Annotated in this window: 20 protein-coding genes; 1 reads left to right on the top strand and 19 read right to left on the bottom strand. The window is 71.3% G+C overall.

The window, feature by feature from the left end; genetic code table 11:
* Nucleotides 1–98: 98 nt before the first annotated feature.
* From coaBC to pyrR, 12 genes are all read right to left on the bottom strand, one after another.
* Nucleotides 99–1,307 carry a bifunctional phosphopantothenoylcysteine decarboxylase/phosphopantothenate--cysteine ligase CoaBC gene (gene coaBC, locus ACH4U7_RS08315; RefSeq protein WP_398527182.1) on the bottom strand — a complete coding sequence of 403 codons (1,209 nt, stop codon included), beginning with the start codon at nucleotides 1,305–1,307 and terminating at the stop codon, nucleotides 99–101.
* Between the two features lie 120 nt (nucleotides 1,308–1,427).
* Nucleotides 1,428–1,700, bottom strand: a complete 273-nt coding sequence (rpoZ, locus tag ACH4U7_RS08310) for a DNA-directed RNA polymerase subunit omega (RefSeq protein WP_014174956.1) — start codon at nucleotides 1,698–1,700, stop codon at nucleotides 1,428–1,430.
* 140 nt (nucleotides 1,701–1,840) lie between these two features.
* Nucleotides 1,841–2,434, bottom strand: coding sequence for a guanylate kinase (gene gmk / locus ACH4U7_RS08305; protein ID WP_398527181.1), 594 nt, complete (start codon nucleotides 2,432–2,434; stop codon nucleotides 1,841–1,843).
* A 38-nt stretch (nucleotides 2,435–2,472) separates the two neighbouring features.
* Complete coding sequence (locus tag ACH4U7_RS08300; RefSeq protein ID WP_009713618.1) at nucleotides 2,473–2,796, bottom strand: integration host factor; 324 nt, start codon at nucleotides 2,794–2,796, stop codon at nucleotides 2,473–2,475.
* 205 nt (nucleotides 2,797–3,001) lie between these two features.
* Nucleotides 3,002–3,862, bottom strand: coding sequence for an orotidine-5'-phosphate decarboxylase (gene pyrF / locus ACH4U7_RS08295; protein ID WP_398527180.1), 861 nt, complete (start codon nucleotides 3,860–3,862; stop codon nucleotides 3,002–3,004).
* A 175-nt stretch (nucleotides 3,863–4,037) separates the two neighbouring features.
* A complete protein-coding gene (locus ACH4U7_RS08290; protein ID WP_398527179.1) occupies nucleotides 4,038–5,150 on the bottom strand; it encodes a quinone-dependent dihydroorotate dehydrogenase in 1,113 nt (370 codons plus the stop codon).
* Between the two features lie 96 nt (nucleotides 5,151–5,246).
* Nucleotides 5,247–8,558 (bottom strand): carbamoyl-phosphate synthase large subunit, encoded by a 3,312-nt coding sequence (gene carB, locus ACH4U7_RS08285; protein ID WP_398527178.1) that lies wholly within the window; start codon nucleotides 8,556–8,558, stop codon nucleotides 5,247–5,249.
* The gene (gene carA / locus ACH4U7_RS08280; protein WP_398527177.1) at nucleotides 8,551–9,690 is read right to left on the bottom strand and encodes a glutamine-hydrolyzing carbamoyl-phosphate synthase small subunit; all 1,140 of its coding nucleotides are present in this window, start codon (nucleotides 9,688–9,690) and stop codon (nucleotides 8,551–8,553) included. Before carA ends, carB begins: the two co-directional genes overlap by 8 nt.
* Nucleotides 9,687–10,334, bottom strand: a complete 648-nt coding sequence (locus ACH4U7_RS08275; RefSeq protein WP_398527176.1) for a hypothetical protein — start codon at nucleotides 10,332–10,334, stop codon at nucleotides 9,687–9,689. The genes carA and ACH4U7_RS08275 overlap by 4 nt, the downstream gene beginning before the upstream one ends.
* Nucleotides 10,331–11,626 (bottom strand): dihydroorotase, encoded by a 1,296-nt coding sequence (locus tag ACH4U7_RS08270; protein ID WP_014174962.1) that lies wholly within the window; start codon nucleotides 11,624–11,626, stop codon nucleotides 10,331–10,333. The genes ACH4U7_RS08275 and ACH4U7_RS08270 overlap by 4 nt, the downstream gene beginning before the upstream one ends.
* A gap of 2 nt (nucleotides 11,627–11,628) precedes the next feature.
* Nucleotides 11,629–12,606, bottom strand: a complete 978-nt coding sequence (locus ACH4U7_RS08265) for an aspartate carbamoyltransferase catalytic subunit (protein WP_385622304.1) — start codon at nucleotides 12,604–12,606, stop codon at nucleotides 11,629–11,631.
* Between the two features lie 197 nt (nucleotides 12,607–12,803).
* Nucleotides 12,804–13,388 carry a bifunctional pyr operon transcriptional regulator/uracil phosphoribosyltransferase PyrR gene (gene pyrR / locus ACH4U7_RS08260; RefSeq protein WP_086859573.1) on the bottom strand — a complete coding sequence of 195 codons (585 nt, stop codon included), beginning with the start codon at nucleotides 13,386–13,388 and terminating at the stop codon, nucleotides 12,804–12,806.
* Nucleotides 13,389–13,585: 197 nt separating this feature from the next.
* On the opposite strand from pyrR, the gene bldD reads away from it, so the two are divergent.
* Nucleotides 13,586–14,086, top strand: a complete 501-nt coding sequence (bldD, locus tag ACH4U7_RS08255; RefSeq protein WP_014056259.1) for a transcriptional regulator BldD — start codon at nucleotides 13,586–13,588, stop codon at nucleotides 14,084–14,086.
* 280 nt (nucleotides 14,087–14,366) lie between these two features.
* Here the strand turns inward: bldD and nusB are convergent, their stop codons facing one another.
* The 7 genes from nusB to ACH4U7_RS08220 all read right to left on the bottom strand — a co-directional run bounded on the left by nusB (nucleotide 14,367) and on the right by ACH4U7_RS08220 (nucleotide 19,766).
* Nucleotides 14,367–14,801 carry a transcription antitermination factor NusB gene (gene nusB / locus ACH4U7_RS08250; RefSeq protein ID WP_398527175.1) on the bottom strand — a complete coding sequence of 145 codons (435 nt, stop codon included), beginning with the start codon at nucleotides 14,799–14,801 and terminating at the stop codon, nucleotides 14,367–14,369.
* 2 nt (nucleotides 14,802–14,803) lie between these two features.
* Complete coding sequence (gene efp / locus ACH4U7_RS08245) at nucleotides 14,804–15,370, bottom strand: elongation factor P (protein ID WP_398527174.1); 567 nt, start codon at nucleotides 15,368–15,370, stop codon at nucleotides 14,804–14,806.
* A gap of 57 nt (nucleotides 15,371–15,427) precedes the next feature.
* On the bottom strand, nucleotides 15,428–16,543 hold the full coding sequence (locus tag ACH4U7_RS08240; RefSeq protein ID WP_398527173.1) for a M24 family metallopeptidase: 1,116 nt from the start codon (nucleotides 16,541–16,543) through the stop codon (nucleotides 15,428–15,430).
* 106 nt (nucleotides 16,544–16,649) lie between these two features.
* On the bottom strand, nucleotides 16,650–17,585 hold the full coding sequence (locus ACH4U7_RS08235; protein WP_398527172.1) for an AAA family ATPase: 936 nt from the start codon (nucleotides 17,583–17,585) through the stop codon (nucleotides 16,650–16,652).
* Between the two features lie 149 nt (nucleotides 17,586–17,734).
* Complete coding sequence (aroQ, locus tag ACH4U7_RS08230) at nucleotides 17,735–18,175, bottom strand: type II 3-dehydroquinate dehydratase (RefSeq protein ID WP_398527171.1); 441 nt, start codon at nucleotides 18,173–18,175, stop codon at nucleotides 17,735–17,737.
* The gene (gene aroB, locus ACH4U7_RS08225) at nucleotides 18,172–19,266 is read right to left on the bottom strand and encodes a 3-dehydroquinate synthase (protein ID WP_398527170.1); all 1,095 of its coding nucleotides are present in this window, start codon (nucleotides 19,264–19,266) and stop codon (nucleotides 18,172–18,174) included. Before aroB ends, aroQ begins: the two co-directional genes overlap by 4 nt.
* A complete protein-coding gene (locus tag ACH4U7_RS08220; protein WP_089510375.1) occupies nucleotides 19,263–19,766 on the bottom strand; it encodes a shikimate kinase in 504 nt (167 codons plus the stop codon). Before ACH4U7_RS08220 ends, aroB begins: the two co-directional genes overlap by 4 nt.
* Nucleotides 19,767–19,794 lie beyond the last annotated feature (28 nt).

The raw sequence follows: 19,794 nt of genomic DNA, 5'->3' as shown, positions 1-19,794 counted from the left end.
AAAATCAGCCTTGTCAGGGAGGCAGGAAAGTGTCATTCCCTCCGTTGGCCCGATGGTGACCGAAAGCGGGGCCCGACGTCTGCCGGGCAGCGCCCCGATCAGGCGAGGCGGCGGGCGACCAGGTCCCAGACCGTGTCGGCAAGGACCTCCTTGGGCCCGTACGGCACCGGCGTCTCGGTGCCGTCGGCCGCGAGGACGACGGCCTCGTTGGCCTCCGAGCCGAAGGTCTTGTGCTCCCCCACCTCGTTGACGACCAGCAGGTCACAGCCCTTGCGGGCGAGCTTGGCGCGTCCGTTGGCGAGCACGTCGTCGGTTTCGGCGGCGAAGCCCACGATGACCTGGCCGGGGCGGGCGCGGTCGGCGGAGATCTCGGCGAGCACGTCCGGGTTGCGGACCAGGACGATCGGGTCGGGCTCGTGTCCGTCCCGCTTCTTGATCTTTCCCTCGGCGTAGGTCGCGGGCCGGAAGTCGGCGACGGCCGCGGCCATCACCACGGCGTCGGCGTCCGCGGCGGCCTTGACCACCGCCTCGCGCAGCTGCACCGCGGTGCCCACCCGCACCACATCGGTGCCGGCCGGGTCGGGTAGCTCGCTGTTGGCCGAGACCAAGGTCACCCGGGCGCCGCGGGCGACGGCGGCCCGGGCGAGGGCGTACCCCTGCTTGCCGGTGGAGCGGTTGCCGAGGAAGCGCACCGGGTCCAGGGGCTCACGGGTGCCGCCGGCGCTCACCACGACATGGCGTCCGGCCAGGTCGAGGCGGCGCTCCTCGGTGCCGCGGGCGATCACCCGGCGGCAGACCTCGAAGATCTCGCCCGGCTCGGGCAGCCGCCCCTTGCCGGTGTCCACGCCGGTCAGCCGCCCGACGGCGGGCTCGATGACGACGGCCCCGCGGCGGCGCAGCGTGGCGACGTTCTCCTGGGTGGCCGGGTGCTCCCACATCTCGGTGTGCATGGCGGGCGCGAAGACGACCGGACATCGGGCGGTGAGCAGGGTGTTGGTGAGCAGGTCGTCGGCGAGGCCGTGGGCGGCCTTGGCGAGCAGGTCGGCGGTGGCGGGGGCGACCACGACGAGGTCGGCGGACTGGCCGATGCGTACGTGCGGGACCTCGTGGACCGACTCCCAGACCTCGGTGGTGACGGGGTTGCCGGACAGGGCCGACCAGGTCGCCGCCCCGACGAAGTGCAGCGCGGAGTCGGTCGGTACGACCCGTACCTCATGGCCGGATTCGGTGAGGCGGCGCAGCAGCTCGCACGCCTTGTAGGCGGCGATCCCGCCGCTCACCCCCAGGACGACCTTCGGCTTGTCCATCGCTCGCCTCTCCGCGCGCCGCGTCGCGCGCTGCCCCGTCATGTACGTACCCATGACACACCACGGGCCCGGCGGCCATGCCGCCGGGCCCGTGGTCGGAGTTCCGACTACTGCGTCGGGCTACTGAGCCGGGGCCTCGATGGCCTCGGAGGTCAGCAGGCCTGCGTTGATCTCGCGGAGCGCGATCGACAGCGGCTTCTCGTGGACGTGGGTGTCCACCAGCGGGCCGACGTACTCGAGCAGGCCCTCGCCGAGCTGCGAGTAGTACGCGTTGATCTGGCGGGCACGCTTGGCCGCGTAGATCACCAGGCTGTACTTGGAGTCGGTGGCCTCGAGCAGCTCATCAATCGGCGGGTTGATGATGCCCTCGGGCGCGGTGATGGGAGAGGACACTCTCTGCCTTCCGAACGGGTGATGAAGAGACAAGAAATTCGATCAGTACGTCGATCAGTATTCGATCGGCATTCGTTCACCGCTTGTTCCATGGCGACCGGCGCTTCGACCGAGACCGGCGCGATGGAAACCAGTGAAGATCAAACGACTCGCATCAAGGTTAGCAGCTCTTGCGCCACGCCCTCGACGGAGGTATTGACCAGGGTCGTATCGAACTCGGGCTCGGCGGCCAGCTCGGTCTTGGCGGCCTCCAGCCTCCGCTCGATCACCTCGGGCGGCTCGGTCCCCCGGCCGGTGAGCCGGCGCACCAGCTCCTCCCAGCTCGGCGGAGCGAGGAAGACCAGCTGCGCCTCCGGCATGGAGTCGCGGACCTGACGGGCGCCCTGCAGATCGATCTCCAGCAGCACCGGCTCACCCGCGGCGAGGCGGTCCTGGACCGCCTCGCGCGGGGTGCCGTAGCGGTTGCCCGCGAACTCGGCCCACTCCAGCAGCTCACCGTTGGCGATGAGCTTGTCGAATTCCCCGTCGTCCACGAAGAAGTACTGAACACCGTGGCGCTCGCCGGGGCGCGGCTTGCGGGTGGTGGCCGAGACCGAGAGCCACACCTCAGGGTGTGCCTTGCGCATATGAGCGACGACCGTGCTCTTGCCGACCCCGGAAGGGCCGGAGAGCACGGTCAGCCGCGGACGTGCGTCCGGGGGTACGGGGGTCGCCCCGCGGGAGTGTGCTGCCATGCAGCGATTATCCAGGTTCCCCGGAGTGCCTGGAAACGTCAGCCGGCGGCGCCGCCGAACTCACGCTCAAGCGATGCGATCTGGTTGGAGCCCAGACCGCGGACACGACGGCTCTCGGAAATGCCGAGCCGCTCCATGATCTGCTTGGCGCGGACCTTGCCGACGCCAGGCAGGGACTCCAGGAGAGCGGACACCTTCATCTTGCCGATGACATCGTTCTCCTGGCCCTGCTTGATGACCTCGTGCAGGGAAGCGCCGGAGTGCTTGAGCCGATTCTTGACCTCGGCGCGCTCCCGGCGAGCCGCGGCGGCCTTTTCGAGCGCGGCTGCGCGCTGTTCAGGGGTAAGGGGCGGAAGAGCCACGCCTACGTCACCTCGGATGTCGAACTTGTCGGATACGGACCGGTGAGGAACCTAGTCGCCCCTCACCTGGGGAGCAACGCGCAACGCAGCTGCACGTTGGCTCTGGTCGGAGACTAGCGGCCCATCCCGCTCCAGTCAGCGAGAACAGACGAAAAGTCCTGGTCAGACTCGCTCGACTTGGACATTTAGGGGCAAAATAACCCGCTTATTCGGCCACCGCGCGCACTTGATCAGCCAATCGGAGCGCCGCCGACGCCAGCGAAGCCGGGTCCGGACCGTGCCGGAGCACCCCCCGGCTGACGCTCGGGACCACATTCCGCACCGCCGCGCCGAAGACCCCCGGAAGGTCCGCGGGCGTCGCGCCCTGGGCGCCGATGCCCGGAGCCAGCAGCGGGCCGCCGATGGCCAGATCCGCCCCGGCCTCCCCCGCCGCGCCCCCCAGCGTCGCCCCGACGACCGCGCCGTACGAGCCGAGGAGGCCCGCGCGGGCCTCCTCCGCGTTCTCCGCCTTGAGGTGATCCAGCACCGTGGCGGCGACCGTCGCCCCGTCGGCCCGTACGGCGTGCTGCACCTCGGCGCCCTCCGGGTTGGAGGTCAGCGCCAGCACGAACACCCCCGACCCGCTCGCCCGCGCCGCGTCCAGCGCCGGGCGCAGCGAGCCGAACCCCAGATACGGGCTGACGGTGACCGCGTCCGAGAACAGCGGGCTGCCGGGGTCCAGGTACGCCGAGGCGTACGCGGCCATCGTGGAGCCGATGTCGCCGCGCTTGGCGTCCATCAGCACCAGCGCGCCCGCGGCCCGGGCGTCCGCGACGGCCCGCTCCAGCACCGCGATACCGCGCGAGCCGAAGCGCTCGAAGAACGCGGATTGCGGCTTGAGGACCGCGACCTTGTCGGCGAGGGCGTCGACAACCGTACGGGTGAACCGCTCCAGGCCCGCGATGTCGTCCCCGAGCCCCCAGTCGGCGAGCAGCGAGGCGTGCGGGTCGATGCCGACGCAGAGCGGGCCGCGGGCGTCCATGGCGCCGCGCAGGCGCGCACCGAAGGGTTCGGCGGTGTCGGTCACGGGGGTCTCCTTGGGGGTTCTGGGCTGCTGACCGGTGGGTGGTGTCCCCTCCCCGCCCCTTCCCGATCCTGGGGGCACGCCCCCAGGCCCCCGGGCGACCCGGGGCCGAAGGGCCGGGGCCGCCCCCGGCGGGGTCTGGGGCGGAGCCCCAAGGGCGGGATGGGCGGGGAAGCCGCTACGCCGTCGGCTCCGGCGCGTCCGCGCCGATCGCGTCGGCGAGCGTGGCGTACGGGCTTGCCGCGAGGCGGGCCGCGAGGCCGCGGTGGATGTGGCGGCTCCAGAACGGGCCCGCGTAGATGAAGCCGCTGTAGCCCTGGACCAGCGTGGCCCCGGCCAGGATCCGCTCCCAGGCGTCGTCGGCGGTCTCGATCCCGCCCACTCCCACCAGGGTGATCCGGTCGCCGACCCGGGCGTACAGGCGGCGCAGCACCTCCAGGGAGCGGGCTCTCAGAGGCGCCCCCGACAGACCGCCGGTCTCGGCGGTGAGCTCCGGTCCCGAGGCGAGGCCGTCGCGGGCGATGGTGGTGTTGGTGGCGATGATGCCGTCCAGGCCCAGTTCGACCGCGAGGTCGGCGACGGCGTCCACGTCCTCGTCGGCGAGATCGGGCGCGATCTTGACCAGAAGCGGCACCCGGCGGCCGGGGACGGTGCGGTCCGCGGCCTCGCGTACGGCGCTCAGCAGGGGCCGCAGCTGGTCCACGGCCTGGAGGTTGCGCAGCCCGGGGGTGTTGGGCGAGGAGACGTTGACGACGAGGTAGTCGGCGTGGCCCGCCAGCCGCTCGGTGGACGTCACATAGTCGGCGACGGCTTCCGCCTCAGGGACGACCTTGGTCTTGCCGATGTTGACGCCGACCGTGGTCCGGAACGCGGGGCGGCCGGCGCGGCGGGCCGCGAGGCGGGCGGCCACCACCGCCGAGCCCTCGTTGTTGAAGCCCATCCGGTTGATCAGCGCCCGGTCCGCGACCAGGCGGAAGAGCCGCTTCTTGGGGTTGCCGGGCTGCGGCTGGGCGGTGACGGTGCCGATCTCGACATGGTCGAAGCCGAGCATGGCCATGCCGTCGATACCGACGGCGTTCTTGTCGAATCCGGCCGCGAGCCCAAAGGGCCCGTGCATGCGCAGGCCGAACGCCTCGGTGCGCAGCGCCCGGTGGCGCGGCGCGAGGAGGGCCGCGACGAAGGTCCGCAGGACCGGGACGCGGGCGGCCAGCCGGATCCAGCCGAAGGCCAGGTGGTGTGCCCGCTCCGGGTCCATATGGCGGAAGACGAGACGGAAGAAGAGCTGGTACATGGCGGGCTTTCTGCGACGGTGAGGGCCAAGGCGGTGCGGGCCAGGGGCGGACACGGAGCAGCGGGCGCCGGGGCGTGTGCCCCGGCGCCCCCTCCGCTACTGCGCGCGGGCCGCGGTCAAATGCTCCGCGTGCTCTTGCAGGGACCGGACGCCGACCTCGCCCCGGCCCAGCGCCTCGATGCCCTGGACGGCGGCCGCGAGGGCCTGGACCGTGGTCAGGCAGGGGACGGAGCGGGCCACGGCCGCCGTACGGATGTCGTAGCCGTCCAGCCGGCCGCCGGTGCCGTACGGCGTGTTGACGATCAGGTCGACCTCGCCGTCGTGGATGAGCTGGACGATGGTCTTCTCGCCGTTCGGCCCCTCGCCCTCGCTCTGCTTGCGCACCACGGTCGCGTTGATGCCGTTGCGCTTGAGGACCTCGGCGGTGCCGGAGGTGGCCAGCAGCTCGAAGCCGAGGGCGACCAGCTCACGGGCCGGGAAGATCATCGAGCGCTTGTCCCGGTTGGCGACGGACACGAACGCCCGGCCCTTGGTGGGCAGCGCCCCGTACGCCCCGGCCTGCGACTTGGCGTACGCCGCGCCGAAGACCGAGTCGATGCCCATGACCTCGCCGGTGGAGCGCATCTCCGGGCCGAGGACGGTGTCCACGCCGCGCCCCGAGGCGTCGCGGAACCGGCTCCACGGCATCACGGCCTCCTTGACGGAGATCGGCGCGTCCAGCGGGAGCGTGCCGCCGTCGCCGCTGCTCGGCAGCAGGCCCTCGGCGCGCAGCTCGGCGATGGTCGCGCCCAGCGAGATACGGGCGGCGGCCTTGGCGAGCGGCACGGCGGTGGCCTTGGAGGTGAAGGGGACCGTACGGGAGGCGCGCGGGTTCGCCTCCAGGACGTACAGGATGTCCCCGGCCATGGCGAACTGGATGTTGATCAGCCCGCGCACCCCGACGCCGCGCGCGATGGCCTCGGTGGAGGACCGCAGCCGCTTGATGTCGAAGCCGCCGAGGGTGATCGGGGGCAGCGCACAGGCCGAGTCGCCGGAGTGGATACCGGCCTCCTCGATGTGCTCCATGACACCGCCGAGGTAGAGCTCGTGGCCGTCGTAGAGCGCGTCCACGTCGATCTCGATGGCGTCGTCGAGGAAGCGGTCGATGAGGACCGGGTGCTCGGAGATCAGCCCGGCGTGCCGCTCCAGGTAGGCGGCCAGGGACGGCTCGTCGTAGACGATCTCCATGCCGCGGCCGCCCAGCACGTACGAGGGGCGGACCATGACCGGGTAGCCGATCTCGGCGGCGATGCCCTTGGCCTCCGCGAAGGAGAAGGCGGTGCCGTACTTGGGCGCGGGCAGCCCGGCCTCGGTCAGCACCCGGCCGAAGGCGCCGCGCTCCTCGGCGAGGTTGATCGCCTCGGGCGAGGTGCCGACGACAGGCACGCCGTTGTCCTTGAGCGCCTGGGCCAGGCCCAGCGGGGTCTGGCCGCCGAGCTGGACGATGACGCCCGCGACCGGGCCCGCCTGCTGCTCGGCGTGGACGATCTCCAGCACGTCCTCCAGGGTCAGCGGCTCGAAGTAGAGCCGGTCGGAGGTGTCGTAGTCGGTGGAGACGGTCTCCGGGTTGCAGTTGACCATGACGGTCTCGTAGCCCGCGTCGTGCAGCGCGAAGGAGGCGTGCACACAGGAGTAGTCGAACTCGATGCCCTGGCCGATCCGGTTGGGGCCCGAGCCCAGGATGATCACGGCCGGCTTCTCGCGCGGCGCGACCTCGGACTCCTCGTCGTAGGAGGAGTAGAAGTACGGGGTCCTGGCGGCGAACTCGGCGGCGCAGGTGTCCACGGTCTTGTAGACGGGGCGCACCCCCAGCGCATGCCGTACCTCGCGGACCACGTCCTCGCGCAGCGAGCGGATGGCCGCGATCTGGGCGTCGGAGAAGCCGTGCCGCTTGGCCTCGGCCAGCAGCTCCGGCTCCAGCTTCTCGGCGGCCGCGAGCTCGTCGGCGATCTCCTTGATCAGGAAGAGCTGGTCGACGAACCACGGGTCGATCTTCGTGGCCTCGAAGACCTCGTCCGGCGTGGCCCCGGCCCGGATGGCCCGCATGACCGTGTTGATCCGGCCGTCGGTCGGGCGCCGGGCCTCTTCCAGCAGGGCGGCCTTGTCGCCGGGCTCGCCGACGAACGAGAACTGGCTGCCCTTCTTCTCCAGCGAGCGCAGCGCCTTCTGCAGCGCCTCGGTGAAGTTACGGCCGATCGCCATGGCCTCGCCGACCGACTTCATGGTGGTGGTGAGGGTGGAGTCGGCGCTCGGGAACTTCTCGAAGGCGAACCGCGGGGCCTTGACGACCACATAGTCGAGCGTCGGCTCGAACGAGGCCGGGGTCTCCTGCGTGATGTCGTTCGGGATCTCGTCGAGGGTGTAGCCGACGGCGAGCTTGGCCGCGATCTTGGCGATCGGGAAGCCGGTCGCCTTGGACGCCAGGGCCGAGGAGCGCGAGACGCGCGGGTTCATCTCGATGACGATGACCCGGCCGTCGTCGGGGTTGACCGCGAACTGGATGTTGCAGCCGCCGGTGTCGACGCCGACCTCGCGGATGACGGCGATGCCGATGTCGCGCAGCACCTGGTACTCGCGGTCGGTGAGCGTCATCGCGGGCGCGACGGTGATCGAGTCGCCGGTGTGCACGCCCATCGGGTCGAAGTTCTCGATGGAGCAGACGACCACGACGTTGTCGTGCTTGTCGCGCATCAGCTCCAGCTCGTACTCCTTCCAGCCGAGGATGGACTCCTCCAGGAGCACCTCGGTGGTCGGGGAGAGCGTGAGGCCCTGGCCGGCGATGCGGCGCAGCTCGTCCTCGTCGTGGGCGAAGCCGGAGCCGGCGCCGCCCATGGTGAAGGAGGGGCGTACGACGACGGGGTAACCGCCGAGCTGGTCGACACCGGCGAGGACGTCGTCCATGGAGTGGCAGATGACCGAGCGGGCGGACTCGCCGTGGCCGATCTTGGTGCGGACGGCCTCGACGACGTCCTTGAAGAGGTCGCGGTCCTCACCCTTGTGGATGGCCTCGACGTTGGCGCCGATCAGCTCGACGCCGTACTTCTCGAGCGTGCCCGCCTCGTGCAGGGAGATCGCGGTGTTGAGCGCGGTCTGCCCGCCGAGGGTGGGCAGCAGGGCGTCGGGGCGCTCCTTGGCGATGATCTTCTCGACGAACTCCGGGGTGATCGGCTCGACGTACGTCGCGTCGGCGATCTCCGGGTCGGTCATGATCGTGGCCGGGTTGGAGTTGACCAGGACGACCCGCAGCCCCTCCGCCTTGAGGACGCGGCAGGCTTGGGTGCCGGAGTAGTCGAACTCGGCGGCCTGGCCGATGACGATCGGGCCGGAGCCGATGACCAGAACGGACTGGATGTCGGTGCGCTTAGGCACGCTGGCCCTCCATCAGGGAGACAAAGCGGTCGAACAGGTAGGCCGCGTCGTGCGGGCCCGCGGCGGCCTCGGGGTGGTACTGGACGCTGAACGCGGGGCGGTCGAGCAGCTGAAGGCCCTCGACCACGTTGTCGTTGAGGCACACATGCGAGACCACGACCCGCCCGTAGGGGGTGTCGGAGGGCCCGTCCAGCGGGGCGTCGACGGCGAAGCCGTGGTTGTGCGCGGTCACCTCGACCTTGCCGGTGGTGCGGTCCTGCACCGGCTGGTTGATGCCGCGGTGGCCGTACTTCAGCTTGTACGTGCCGAAGCCGAGTGCGCGGCCGAGGATCTGGTTGCCGAAGCAGATGCCGAACAGCGGGGTGCCGCGCTCCAGGACCGCGCGCATCACGGAGACCGGGTGGTCTGCGGTGGCCGGGTCGCCCGGGCCGTTGGAGAAGAACACCCCGTCCGGGCCCGCGGCGTAGACGTCTTCAACCGTGGCGGTCGCGGGCAGCACGTGCACCTCGATGCCGCGCTCGGCCATCCGGTGCGGGGTCATGCCCTTGATGCCGAGGTCGACCGCGGCGACGGTGAACCGCTTGGTACCGATCGCGGGGACGACATAACGCTCCGTGGTGGCGACCTCGCCGCTCAGGTCCGCGCCCTTCATCTGCGGCACGGCCCGCACCTTGGCCAGCAGCCCGGCCTCGTCCGCCACCGCCTCTCCGGAGAAGATGCCGACGCGCATGGCGCCGCGCTCGCGCAGATGGCGGGTGAGGGCGCGGGTGTCGATACCGCTGATGCCGACCACGCCCTGGGCCGCCAGCTCCTCGTCCAGGGAGCGGCGGGAGCGCCAGTTGGAGGGCACCCGGGCGGGGTCGCGGACCACATAGCCCGAGACCCAGATCCGCTTCGACTCGGGGTCCTCGTCGTTGACGCCGGTGTTGCCGACGTGCGGGGCGGTCATGACGACGACCTGGCGGTGGTACGAGGGGTCGGTCAGGGTCTCCTGGTAGCCGGTCATACCGGTGGAGAACACCGCCTCGCCGAAGGTCTCCCCCACGGCGCCGTAGGCCCGGCCGCGGAAGGTGCGGCCGTCCTCCAGGACGAGGACTGCGGGGCTCTTGGCCCCCCTGTTGGAGGTGGTCATCGTGCGCCTTCCGTGTCGTGCGAGGGGGCGGCCGCGTCGCTGGGGCCGCCGGAGAGTCCGGAGAGTTCGGTGAGGGCGTCCACCCACGCGGTGTGCTCGGCCGCGTGATCGGAGCGGAAGCCGGAGTCGATCAGGCGGTCGCCCAGCTGCCAGGTGATCACCAGCAGGCCGCCCTCGGTGAGGACCTTGCCGGCGATGCCCTTGTCGAGCCGGGCGCCGCGCAGGCCCGCGGCCGGGATGAAGAAGTCGCTTGCCCCGGGCCGTACGACGGCGAGGCCCTGCTCGGTCAGGGTGAGCTCGGCACGGCTGCGGGTGCCGAGTCCCCGGGCGACGATCCGGTCGAGCCACTGCCCGGCGGTGGTCGAGCCGTGGTAGCGGCCGGAGAGGTGCAGCCGGACGTGCCCGAGCTCGGCCGGGTCCGGGGCCTGGGGCAGCTCGGGCAGATCGCCCTGGAGCGTGCCCCGCCACTTCCAGCCCTCGCGCATCAGCCAGTAGACGAGCGCGATGACGAGCAGCAGGCCCACGACCCAGCCGACGCGCGCGGCCCAGTCCGTCACGTCCTGCGACTTCTGCTCGGCCGCCAGGCCCACCAGGTGGCCCGCCGCCGGATGTGCCAGGTTGCTCAGACTGCTCAGAGGTGTCACGCCAGTTTCCCGTCCACGACCGTCGCCCGGCCCCGCAGGAAGGTGTACGTCACTCGGCCCGGCAGTTCACGGCCCTCGTAGGGGGTGTTGCGGCTGCGGGAGGCGAAGCCCGCGGGGTTCACCACACCACGGTATGCGGAGTCGAGCAGGGTGAGGTTGGCGGGCTCCCCGGGGGCGATGGGGCGCCCGTGGCCGGCAAGGCGGCCGATGGCCGAGGGGCGGTGCGACATCCGGTCGGCGACGCCCGCCCAGTCCAGCAGGCCGGTGTCGACCATGGTGTGCTGGACGACGGAGAGCGCGGTCTCCAGGCCGACCATGCCCATGGCCGCCGCGCCCCACTCGCAGTCCTTGTCCTCGTGCGGATGCGGGGCGTGGTCGGTGGCGACGCAGTCGATGGTGCCGTCGGCCAGCGCCTCGCGCAGCGCCATGACGTCGGCCTCGGTGCGCAGCGGCGGGTTCACCTTGTAGACGGGGTTGTAGGAGCGTACGAGCTCGTCGGTGAGCAGCAGGTGGTGCGGGGTGACCTCGGCGGTGACGTTCCACCCCTTGGACTTGGCCCAGCGGACGATCTCGACCGAGCCCGCGGTGGACAGATGGCAGATGTGCACCCGGGAGCCGACGTGCGCGGCGAGCAGCACATCGCGGGCGATGATCGACTCCTCGGCGACGGCCGGCCAGCCGCCGAGCCCGAGCTCGGCGGAGACCACGCCCTCGTTCATCTGGGCGCCCTCGGTCAGCCGCGGCTCCTGGGCGTGCTGGGCGATGACGCCGTCGAACGCCTTCACATACTCCAGGGCGCGGCGCATGATCACGGCGTCGTCCACACACTTGCCGTCGTCGGAGAAGACCCGCACGCCCGCGGCGGAGTCGTTCATGGCGCCCAGCTCGGCGAGCTTCTTGCCCTCCAGGCCGACGGTGACGGCGCCGACGGGCTGCACATCGCAGTAGCCGGACTCCTTGCCCAGCCGCCACACCTGCTCGACGACGCCCGCGGTGTCGGCGACCGGGAAGGTGTTGGCCATGGCGTGGACGGCGGTGTAGCCGCCCGCGGCGGCCGCGCGGGTGCCGGTGTGGACGGTCTCGGAGTCCTCGCGGCCGGGCTCGCGCAGATGGGTGTGGAGGTCGACGAGGCCGGGCAGCAGGATCTGTCCCGTGGCGTCGATCACGGTCGCGTCGCCCGCGTCGATGCCGGTGCCGACGGAGGCGATCCGCTCGCCCTCGATCAGCACGTCCCGCGGCTCGCCACCGAGGACCTTCGCACCGCGCAGGAGGGTCTTGTGGGTGTCGCTCATGGTTACTTGCTCTCCTCGGTGGCGGTGCGGGACGTGGTGACGGCGGGCTCGTTCCCGCCGAGCAGCAGATACAGGACGGCCATGCGGATCGAGACACCGTTGGCGACCTGCTCGACTGCGGTGCAGCGGTCGGAGTCCGCGACCTCGGCGGTGATCTCCATGCCACGGTTCATCGGGCCGGGGTGCATGACGATGGCGTGCTCGGGCATACGGGCCATCCGGTCGCCGTCAAGACCGTAGCGGCGCGCGTACTCGCGCTCGGTGGGGAAGAAGGCGGCGTGCATACGCTCGCGCTGGACCCGCAGCATCATCACGGCGTCGGACTTGCCGACGACCGCATCGAGGTCGTACGAGACCTCGCACGGCCAGCTCTCGACCGCGAAGGGCACCAGGGTCGGCGGGGCGACCAGGGTCACCTCGGCGCCCAGCGTGGACAGCAGATGGACGTTGGAGCGGGCGACCCGGCTGTGGAGGACGTCACCGACGATCGTGATCCGGCGGCCCGCCAGGTCCTGCCCGGTGCCCGAGGTCAGATGGCGACGCATGGTGAAGGCGTCCAGCAGCGCCTGGGTGGGGTGCTCATGGGTGCCGTCCCCGGCGTTGACGACCGAGCCGCCGATCCAGCCGGAGGTGGCCAGCCGGTGCGGGGCGCCGGAGTCGTGGTGGCGGATGACGACGGCGTCGGCGCCCATCGCCTCCAGGGTGAGCGCGGTGTCCTTCAGGGACTCGCCCTTGGAGACCGAGGAGCCCTTGGCGGAGAAGTTGATGACGTCCGCGGACAGCCGCTTGGCGGCCGCCTCGAACGAGATACGGGTGCGGGTGGAGTCCTCGAAGAAGAGGTTGACGACGGTGCGGCCGCGCAGGGTCGGCAGTTTCTTGATCGGCCGGTCGGCGATACGGGCCAGCTCCTCGGCGGTGTCGAGGATCAGGACGGCGTCGTCGCGCGTGAGATCGGCGGCCGAGATGAGGTGGCGCTTCATCCGGTTGCTCCGTGGGTGAGGGAGATGTTCAGGCGTGCGGCGGGCAGGCGGGGCGCGGGGGCGTCGTCGTGGCCGGTGCACCGGGCCCGCGGCGGTCACCGGGGCTCCGGTCCAGTCCGTGGGCGGCCGTGGTTCCGCGGTTCCGTGGGCCGTGGTTCCGTGGGCCGTGGTTCCGTGCCGTGACGGCTCCGTCCGGGCTACTGCCCGTCCGCGGGGGCGGTCCCGCGCACCCCGAGGAGCACGCTGTCGCGGCCGTCCTCCTCGGTGAGCTGGACCTTGACCGTCTCCCGCAGCGACGTGGGGAGGTTCTTGCCGACGTAGTCGGCGCGGATCGGCAGCTCGCGGTGGCCGCGATCCACCAGGACCGCGAGCTGCACGGCGCGCGGCCGGCCGATATCGCCCAGGGCGTCGAGCGCGGCGCGGATGGTGCGGCCCGAGAAGAGCACGTCGTCGACCAGCACCACCAGACGGCCGTCGATGCCGTCGCCGGGGATGTCGGTGCGGGCGAGCGCGCGAGCCGGGCGCAGCCGCAGGTCGTCGCGGTACATGGTGATGTCGAGCGAACCGACCGGCACCTGGCCGGGCGCCCTGCCGGTGATCTCCTCGAGCCGTGTGGCCAGCCGCCGGGCGAGGTGCACACCGCGGGTCGGGATGCCGAGGAGCACCACGTCGTCGGCGCCCTTGGCGCGCTCGACGATCTCGTGGGCGATGCGGGTCAGAACGCGGGCGATGTCCGGTGCCTCGAGCACAGAGCGCGCCGCGTCCGTAGTACGTGCGTCCATACGAAACGGACCTCCTTCTCCGCCTCACGGGACGGACCTTAAAGGACGTCGGAATTGCGCCATTCACAGTAGCAGGGACGGCGGGCCGGTCCGGCATCGCCCCTGGCCGAGGCCCCCTGCGCTCCGTTCGGCTTGACGAATGGAGATTACGCTGCGTAACCTCACAGTGAGTTACCAGTCTTCGTCCGGGGAGCTTTATGTCCAGCGAATACGCCAAACAGCTCGGAGCCAAGCTCCGTGCCATCCGCACCCAGCAGGGCCTCTCCCTTCATGGTGTCGAGGAGAAGTCCCAGGGCCGCTGGAAGGCCGTCGTGGTCGGCTCGTACGAGCGCGGGGACCGTGCCGTGACCGTGCAGCGCCTCGCCGAGTTGGCCGACTTCTACGGCGTCCCGGTCCAGGAGCTGCTTCCGGGCACCAGCCCGGCCGGGGCCGCCGAGCCGCCGCCGAAGCTGGTGCTGGACCTTGAGCGGCTGGCCCATGTGCCGGTCGAGAAGGCGGGGCCGCTGCAGCGGTATGCCGCCACGATCCAGAGCCAGCGCGGGGATTACAACGGCAAGGTGCTGTCGATCCGCCAGGACGACTTGCGCACCCTCGCCGTGATCTACGACCAGTCGCCTTCGGTGCTGACCGAGCAGCTGATCAGCTGGGGTGTGCTGGGCGCGGATGCGCGCCGGGCCGTCCAGCACGAGGACGTCTGACGCCGCGCGCGGCCTCTTTGGGAGTCACCAGAAAAAGCGATAGTGACCAGCAGAAACGTGCCGCAGGGGGCGGTGGGACCGAAAGGTTCCACCGCCCCCTGCGGCTTTGTGCGCGTAAAGCTCGGAGCGCTCAGGCTTCCCTAGTGGACTGCTGTGCCCCTCTTATGGCTCGGTTCGCCTCCGGGGCGCCTTAGCCCTGTCGACGGTCGACCGTGCTCGGCCCTTCGTTCCTCAGGGCCTCCGCGCGCTCTCCCTTTCGACAGGGTCGCGCCCCTTCGGCTCACTCGCTGACCCGTCGCAGGCTCGGCTTCAGCTCCTTGAAACGGCCGAGAAGCCCATTGACAAAGGCCGGCGAGTCATCGGTGGAGAACTCCTTGGCGAGCTGCACCGCCTCGTCGATCACGACGGCGTCCGGAGTCTCGTCCTCCCACACCAGCTCGTAGGCGCCGAGCCGCAGGATGTTCCGGTCGACGACCGGCATCCGGTCCAGCGTCCAGCCCACCGCGTAGGTGGAGATCAGCTCGTCGATCCGGGCCGTGTACTGGGCGTACCCCTCGACGAGCTGCATCGTGTATTCGCTGACCGGCGGCTGCCGGTCGTCGGTCCGGGCGTGCCGGATCCAGTCCGCGAGGACCGTCTGCACGGAGGTGCCACGCTGATCGGCCTCGAAAAGGATCTGGAAGGCACGCTTACGGGCCTTGTTGCGGGCGGCCACGGTTAGCTGTTCACCCGGCCGAGGTACTCACCGGAGCGGGTGTCGACCTTGATCTTCTCACCGGTGGTGATGAAGAGCGGGACGCCGATCTCGTAGCCGGTCTCCAGCTTGGCGGGCTTGGTGCCGCCGGTGGAGCGGTCGCCCTGGACGCCGGGCTCGGTGTACTCGATCACCAGCTCGACGGCGGCCGGCAGCTCGATGTACAGCGGGTTGCCCTCGTACATCGCCACGACGGCCTCGAAACCCTCGAGCAGGTATCGGGCGTTGTCGCCGACGACCTCGGGGCTGATGTAGATCTGGTCGAAGGTGTCCATGTCCATGAACACGAAGCTCTCGCCGTCCTTGTACGAGAACTGCATGCCGCGCTTGTCGACATTGGCCGTCTCGACCTTCACGCCGGCGTTGAAGGTCTTGTCGACCACCTTGCCGGACAGCACGTTCTTGAGCTTGGTGCGGACGAAAGCAGGGCCCTTGCCGGGCTTGACGTGCTGGAACTCGACGACGGACCAGAGCTGGCCCCCGTCGAGCTTGAGCACCAGGCCATTCTTGAGGTCGTTCGTGGATGCCACGGTTGCGGGATCTCCTGGACTACAGCTGGTGGGACCGCAAAGATGCGACGCGCAGAGTCAGAGCGCCAGCAGCTCCTTGGTCGTGATGGTGAGTAGCTCGGGTCCGCCGTCCGCCTCGGGGCGGACGACGAGCGTGTCGTCGATCCGGACACCGCCCCGGCCCGGGAGGTGGACCCCCGGTTCGACAGTGACCGGCACACAAGCGTCCAGTTTACCCATGGCCGAGGGTGCGAGCCGAGGGTCCTCGTCGATTTCCAGGCCCACACCGTGTCCCATCCGCGGTCCAAGCCCCTCGCCGAACCCCGCGGAGTCCAGCACCTGACGGGTCGCGCGGTCCACATCCCGGCAGGCCGCACCGGGTACCAGCGCCTCCCGCCCGGCCCGCTGCGCGGCGAAGACCGCGTCGTACAGCTCCACCTGCCAGGCGGCGGGAGACGGTCCGATCACAAACGTGCGCCCCACCTCACAGCGGTAGCCGCGGTAGTCGGCGCCCAGGCCGATGGTGAGGAAGTCACCCTCCTCGACCCGCCGGTCAGTGGGTGTGTGCCCGGCCCGGCCCGAGTTCGGCCCGGTGGCCACGACCGTGGGGAAGGCCGGGCCGTCCGCGCCGTGATCCACCAGCCGGCGCTCCAGCTCCAGCGCCAGATGCCGCTCGGTCCGGCCGACCAGGATCGACTCGAGCAGCTCGCTGAGCGCCTGATCGGCTAGCTCGGCGGCGATCCGCAGACAGGAGATCTCCTCGTCGTCCTTGACCAGCCGCAGCTGCTCCACGGCCCGGCCCAGATCCACCAGCCGCAGCCGGGGGGCCGCCGCGGCGAGCGCCCGGTGGCGGGCGACGGTCAGATGGTGCTCCTCGACGGCCAGCGACTCGGCGCCGTCCGCGGCGGCCAGGTCGGCGGCGGCCCCTGCCGGGTCCCCGCCCTCACCGGGCAGCACGAGAATCCGCAGGTCCTCGGGGTGATACGAACCACCGGGCAGCGGCTCCCAGAACGGCGTCAGGGGCGCCACCAGCACATCCTGGACCGGCCCCAGCAGCAGCACGGCACCGGGCGGCACCCCGCCACCGCACAGATAGCGCACATTGGCCGACCTGGAGACCAGCGCGGCCTCACCACCCGCCGCCGCGCACTGATCGCGCAGCCGGGCACGTCGGGCCGCGTACGCCTGGGACATGGTCCTGAGCCTACGCAGTGCGGCCCGCCGCGGCCGGTCGGGCGACCCGAATGGGGGCCCAGCCGCCCACCTACCAGCTGAGGCCCGCCTACCAGCTACCGCCCGCTTACCAGCTGGGCGGGGAGGCGATGCTGCGGGCGACGACCTCGTCGAGCATGCGGGCCGTGGTCTCCACGTCGTACGTGGAGTTGTCGATGATCGGCAGGCCCGAGCCGTACCAGCCGGCCATCCGGCCGTGGATGCGGGCCACTTCCTCGTCGCTCAGCCGGCGATTGCCGCTACGGGCCGCGTTCCGCTCCAGGACGATCTCGAGGCCCGGCAGCACGACGACCGGCAGCAGCCCGGGGCCGACATGGCGCTTCCAGCCGCCGAGGCCCACGACCGGGCGGTCCGGGAAGACGGCGTCGTCCAGGATGCAGGAGATCCCGTTGGCCAGAAAGTTACGGGCGGCGAAGCCGCAGGTGCGGCGGGCGAGACGGTACTGCGCCTCGGAGTTCTCGTTCCACCCCGACTGCGGGTTGGCGAAACCGGACCTGACCCACTCGCGCACGTCGTCCAGGCTGATATGCGCGGTCGGCACCCGCCGGCGGTCGGCCCAATGGCGGGCGACGGTCGTCTTGCCCGCCCCGGCCGGGCCGATCAGCAGCACCGCCACCGCCGCCTGCGAGGCGTCTGTCACCGCCGCGCCGCCCGCCGGCGGATGCGGCAGCGGCACCGGACCGCCGGGCGGAAGCTGGATATGGCCGGTGACGCCCGACGGGTCCATGGGCGGCGGGGCCGGCGTCGGATGGAGCGGGGCGGGAGGGACGGGGGGCGGCGGTGCAGGGTGGGCCGGGTGGGAGCCAGGGGGGCTGGCCGGGTGGGAGCCAGGGGGGCTGGCCGGGTGGGGGCCGGGCGGACTGGCCGGGTGGGGTCCCGGGTGGTGGGCCTGGTGGGGTCCCGGGTGGTGGCCGGTGCCCTGGGCCCAGCCCGCGCCGCCCGCGTCGGGGGCCGGTCCGGGCTGATGGGGCGGTGGCAGCGGAGCTCCCACTGAGTGCTGCATCCGGTGGCACTCCGTCTCGTGCAGGCGGTCTGGTACTGGCAACTGTCGCGTGATGACGCGGCGGTGAGGCCGGTTCTACCGAACGGTACCTGCCCCGGCCGCCACTGTGTGAACGGCCGGGGAATACGGTGTGTGCCCAGCGACAGCCGTCATCCGGCCAATTCGTCAGCCAAAGCACGCAATGCGAGGCGATACGACCCGATTCCGAACCCGGCGACGGTGCCGCTGGCAACCGCCGCGATGACAGAGTTGTGACGGAACTCCTCCCGCGCATGCGGGTTGGAGATATGCACCTCGACCAGCGGCGCGGTGCGCTGTGCCGCCGCGTCCCGCATACCGTACGAGTAGTGCGTGAAGGCACCGGGGTTGATGACGACCGGAATCGAGCCGTCCGCCGCCTCGTGCAGCCAGCGGATCATCTCGCCCTCGTCGTTGGTCTCCCGCACATCGACCTCGAAGCCCAGCTCAGCGCCGAGTTTCCCGCACTCCTCCACGAGCCCGGCGTAGGAGGTCGCGCCGTAGACGTCCGGCTCACGGCTGCCGAGCCGCCCCAGGTTGGGGCCGTTGAGGACGAGCACCTTACGGGTCACGCGGACACCTCTCCGTACGCCGCGAGCAGCACGGCCGGGTCCGGGCCCTCCAGCACCGCGGGCTTGGCCAGACCGTCGAGGACGATGAAGCGCAGCAGGTCGCCGCGGGACTTCTTGTCGACCTTCATGGTCTCCAGCAGCCGGGGCCACTGGTCACCGCGGTAGGTCAGCGGCAGGCCGACGGAGGCCAAGACCGCGCGGTGCCGGTCGGCCGTGGCGTCGTCCAGACGTCCGGCGAGTCGGCCCAGCTCGGCGGCGAAGACCATGCCGACGGAGACCGCCGCGCCGTGCCGCCACTTGTAGCGCTCGTTCTTCTCGATGGCGTGGGCGAGGGTGTGGCCGTAGTTCAGGATCTCCCGCAGCCCCGCCTCCTTGAGGTCGGAGGAGACGACCTCGGCCTTCACCCGGATGGAGCGCTCGATGAGCTCGGCGGTGTGCGGTCCCGCGGGGGTGCGGGCCGCCTCCGGATCCGCCTCGATCAGCTCCAGGATCGCCGGGTCGGCGATGAAGCCCGCCTTGATGATCTCGGCGAGGCCGCTGACGTAGTCATGGACCGGCAGCGAGTCGAGCGCGGCCAGGTCGCACAGCACCCCGGCCGGCGGGTGGAAGGCACCGACCAGGTTCTTGCCCTCGGCGGTGTTGATACCGGTCTTCCCGCCGACCGCCGCGTCCACCATGCCGAGCACGGTCGTCGGGACGGCGATCCAGCGCACCCCGCGCAGCCAGGTCGCCGCGACAAAGCCCGCGAGGTCGGTGGAGGCGCCGCCGCCGACGCCGATGATCACATCGCTGCGGGTGAAGCCGGTCTGGCCGAGCGCCTTCCAGCAGTACGCCGCGACCTCGGCGGTCTTGGCCTCCTCCGCGTTGGGCAGCTGGATCGCGATGGCCTCGTAGCCCTGCCCGAGCAGGTCCTGGCGGATGGCGTCGCCGGTCTCGGCCAGCGCCTCCGGGTGCAGCACAGCGACGCGCTTGGCCGCCGTTCCGATGAGGCCGGGCAGCTCGCCGAGCAGCCGATGGCCGACCAGGACCTCGTACGGCTCGCTGCCCGCGGTGCCGCCGACCTGGATACGGGTGGGTGTGTCGGTGCTCATGCGTCCTTCAACTCCAGTGCGTCGAGGACCGCGTCGGCGACGTCCTCGGGGGTGCGGCCCTCGGTCGACACGACCGCGCGGGCCACCTCGGTGTACAGCGGACGGCGCTGCTCCATGAGCTCGCGCCAGCGCTGCCGCGGGTTGACGGCGAGCAGCGGGCGCGGCGCGTCGAGGCCGGTGCGCTTGACCGCTTCGGCGACGCCCATCTCCAGGAAGGCGACCGGCAGGTCGGCCAGCAGGGCGCGGGTCGAGTCGTCCAGGATCGCGCCGCCGCCGAGGGCCAGCACCCCGCGGTGCTCGGCGACCGCGGCGCGCACGGCCTGCCGCTCCAGCTCGCGGAAGTGCGGTTCGCCCTCGTCGATGAAGATCTCGGAGATCGGCTTGCCTGCCGACTCGACGATGTCGGTGTCGGTGTCCCGGAAGCCGGTCCCCAGCCGCTCGGCGAGCACCCGTCCGACGGTGCTCTTCCCCACGCCCATGGGCCCGACCAGCACAATCACCGGCCCGCTCGCTCCCGGGCCGGTCGCC

Origin of the sequence: Streptomyces sp. NPDC020845 (assembly GCF_044334165.1) — a bacterium.
Lineage (GTDB): Bacteria > Actinomycetota > Actinomycetes > Streptomycetales > Streptomycetaceae > Streptomyces.
The sequence above is the reverse complement of the archived record's forward strand: the minus strand, read 5'-3'. Positions and strand labels throughout refer to the sequence as shown.

Excerpts from the sequence above, each read along its gene's own strand:
- ACH4U7_RS08240 (WP_398527173.1), bottom strand. The coding sequence starts at position 16,543 with ATGTCCCAGGCGTACGCGGCCCGACGTGCCCGGCTGCGCGATCAGTGC.
- gmk (WP_398527181.1), bottom strand. The coding sequence starts at position 2,434 with ATGGCAGCACACTCCCGCGGGGCGACCCCCGTACCCCCGGACGCACGT.
- ACH4U7_RS08265 (WP_385622304.1), bottom strand. The coding sequence starts at position 12,606 with ATGAAGCGCCACCTCATCTCGGCCGCCGATCTCACGCGCGACGACGCC.
- coaBC (WP_398527182.1), bottom strand. The coding sequence starts at position 1,307 with ATGGACAAGCCGAAGGTCGTCCTGGGGGTGAGCGGCGGGATCGCCGCC.
- ACH4U7_RS08235 (WP_398527172.1), bottom strand. The coding sequence starts at position 17,585 with ATGCAGCACTCAGTGGGAGCTCCGCTGCCACCGCCCCATCAGCCCGGA.
- ACH4U7_RS08290 (WP_398527179.1), bottom strand. The coding sequence starts at position 5,150 with ATGTACCAGCTCTTCTTCCGTCTCGTCTTCCGCCATATGGACCCGGAG.
- carA (WP_398527177.1), bottom strand. The coding sequence starts at position 9,690 with ATGACCACCTCCAACAGGGGGGCCAAGAGCCCCGCAGTCCTCGTCCTG.
- ACH4U7_RS08270 (WP_014174962.1), bottom strand. The coding sequence starts at position 11,626 with ATGAGCGACACCCACAAGACCCTCCTGCGCGGTGCGAAGGTCCTCGGT.
- bldD (WP_014056259.1), top strand. The coding sequence starts at position 13,586 with ATGTCCAGCGAATACGCCAAACAGCTCGGAGCCAAGCTCCGTGCCATC.
- pyrR (WP_086859573.1), bottom strand. The coding sequence starts at position 13,388 with ATGGACGCACGTACTACGGACGCGGCGCGCTCTGTGCTCGAGGCACCG.
- aroB (WP_398527170.1), bottom strand. The coding sequence starts at position 19,266 with ATGAGCACCGACACACCCACCCGTATCCAGGTCGGCGGCACCGCGGGC.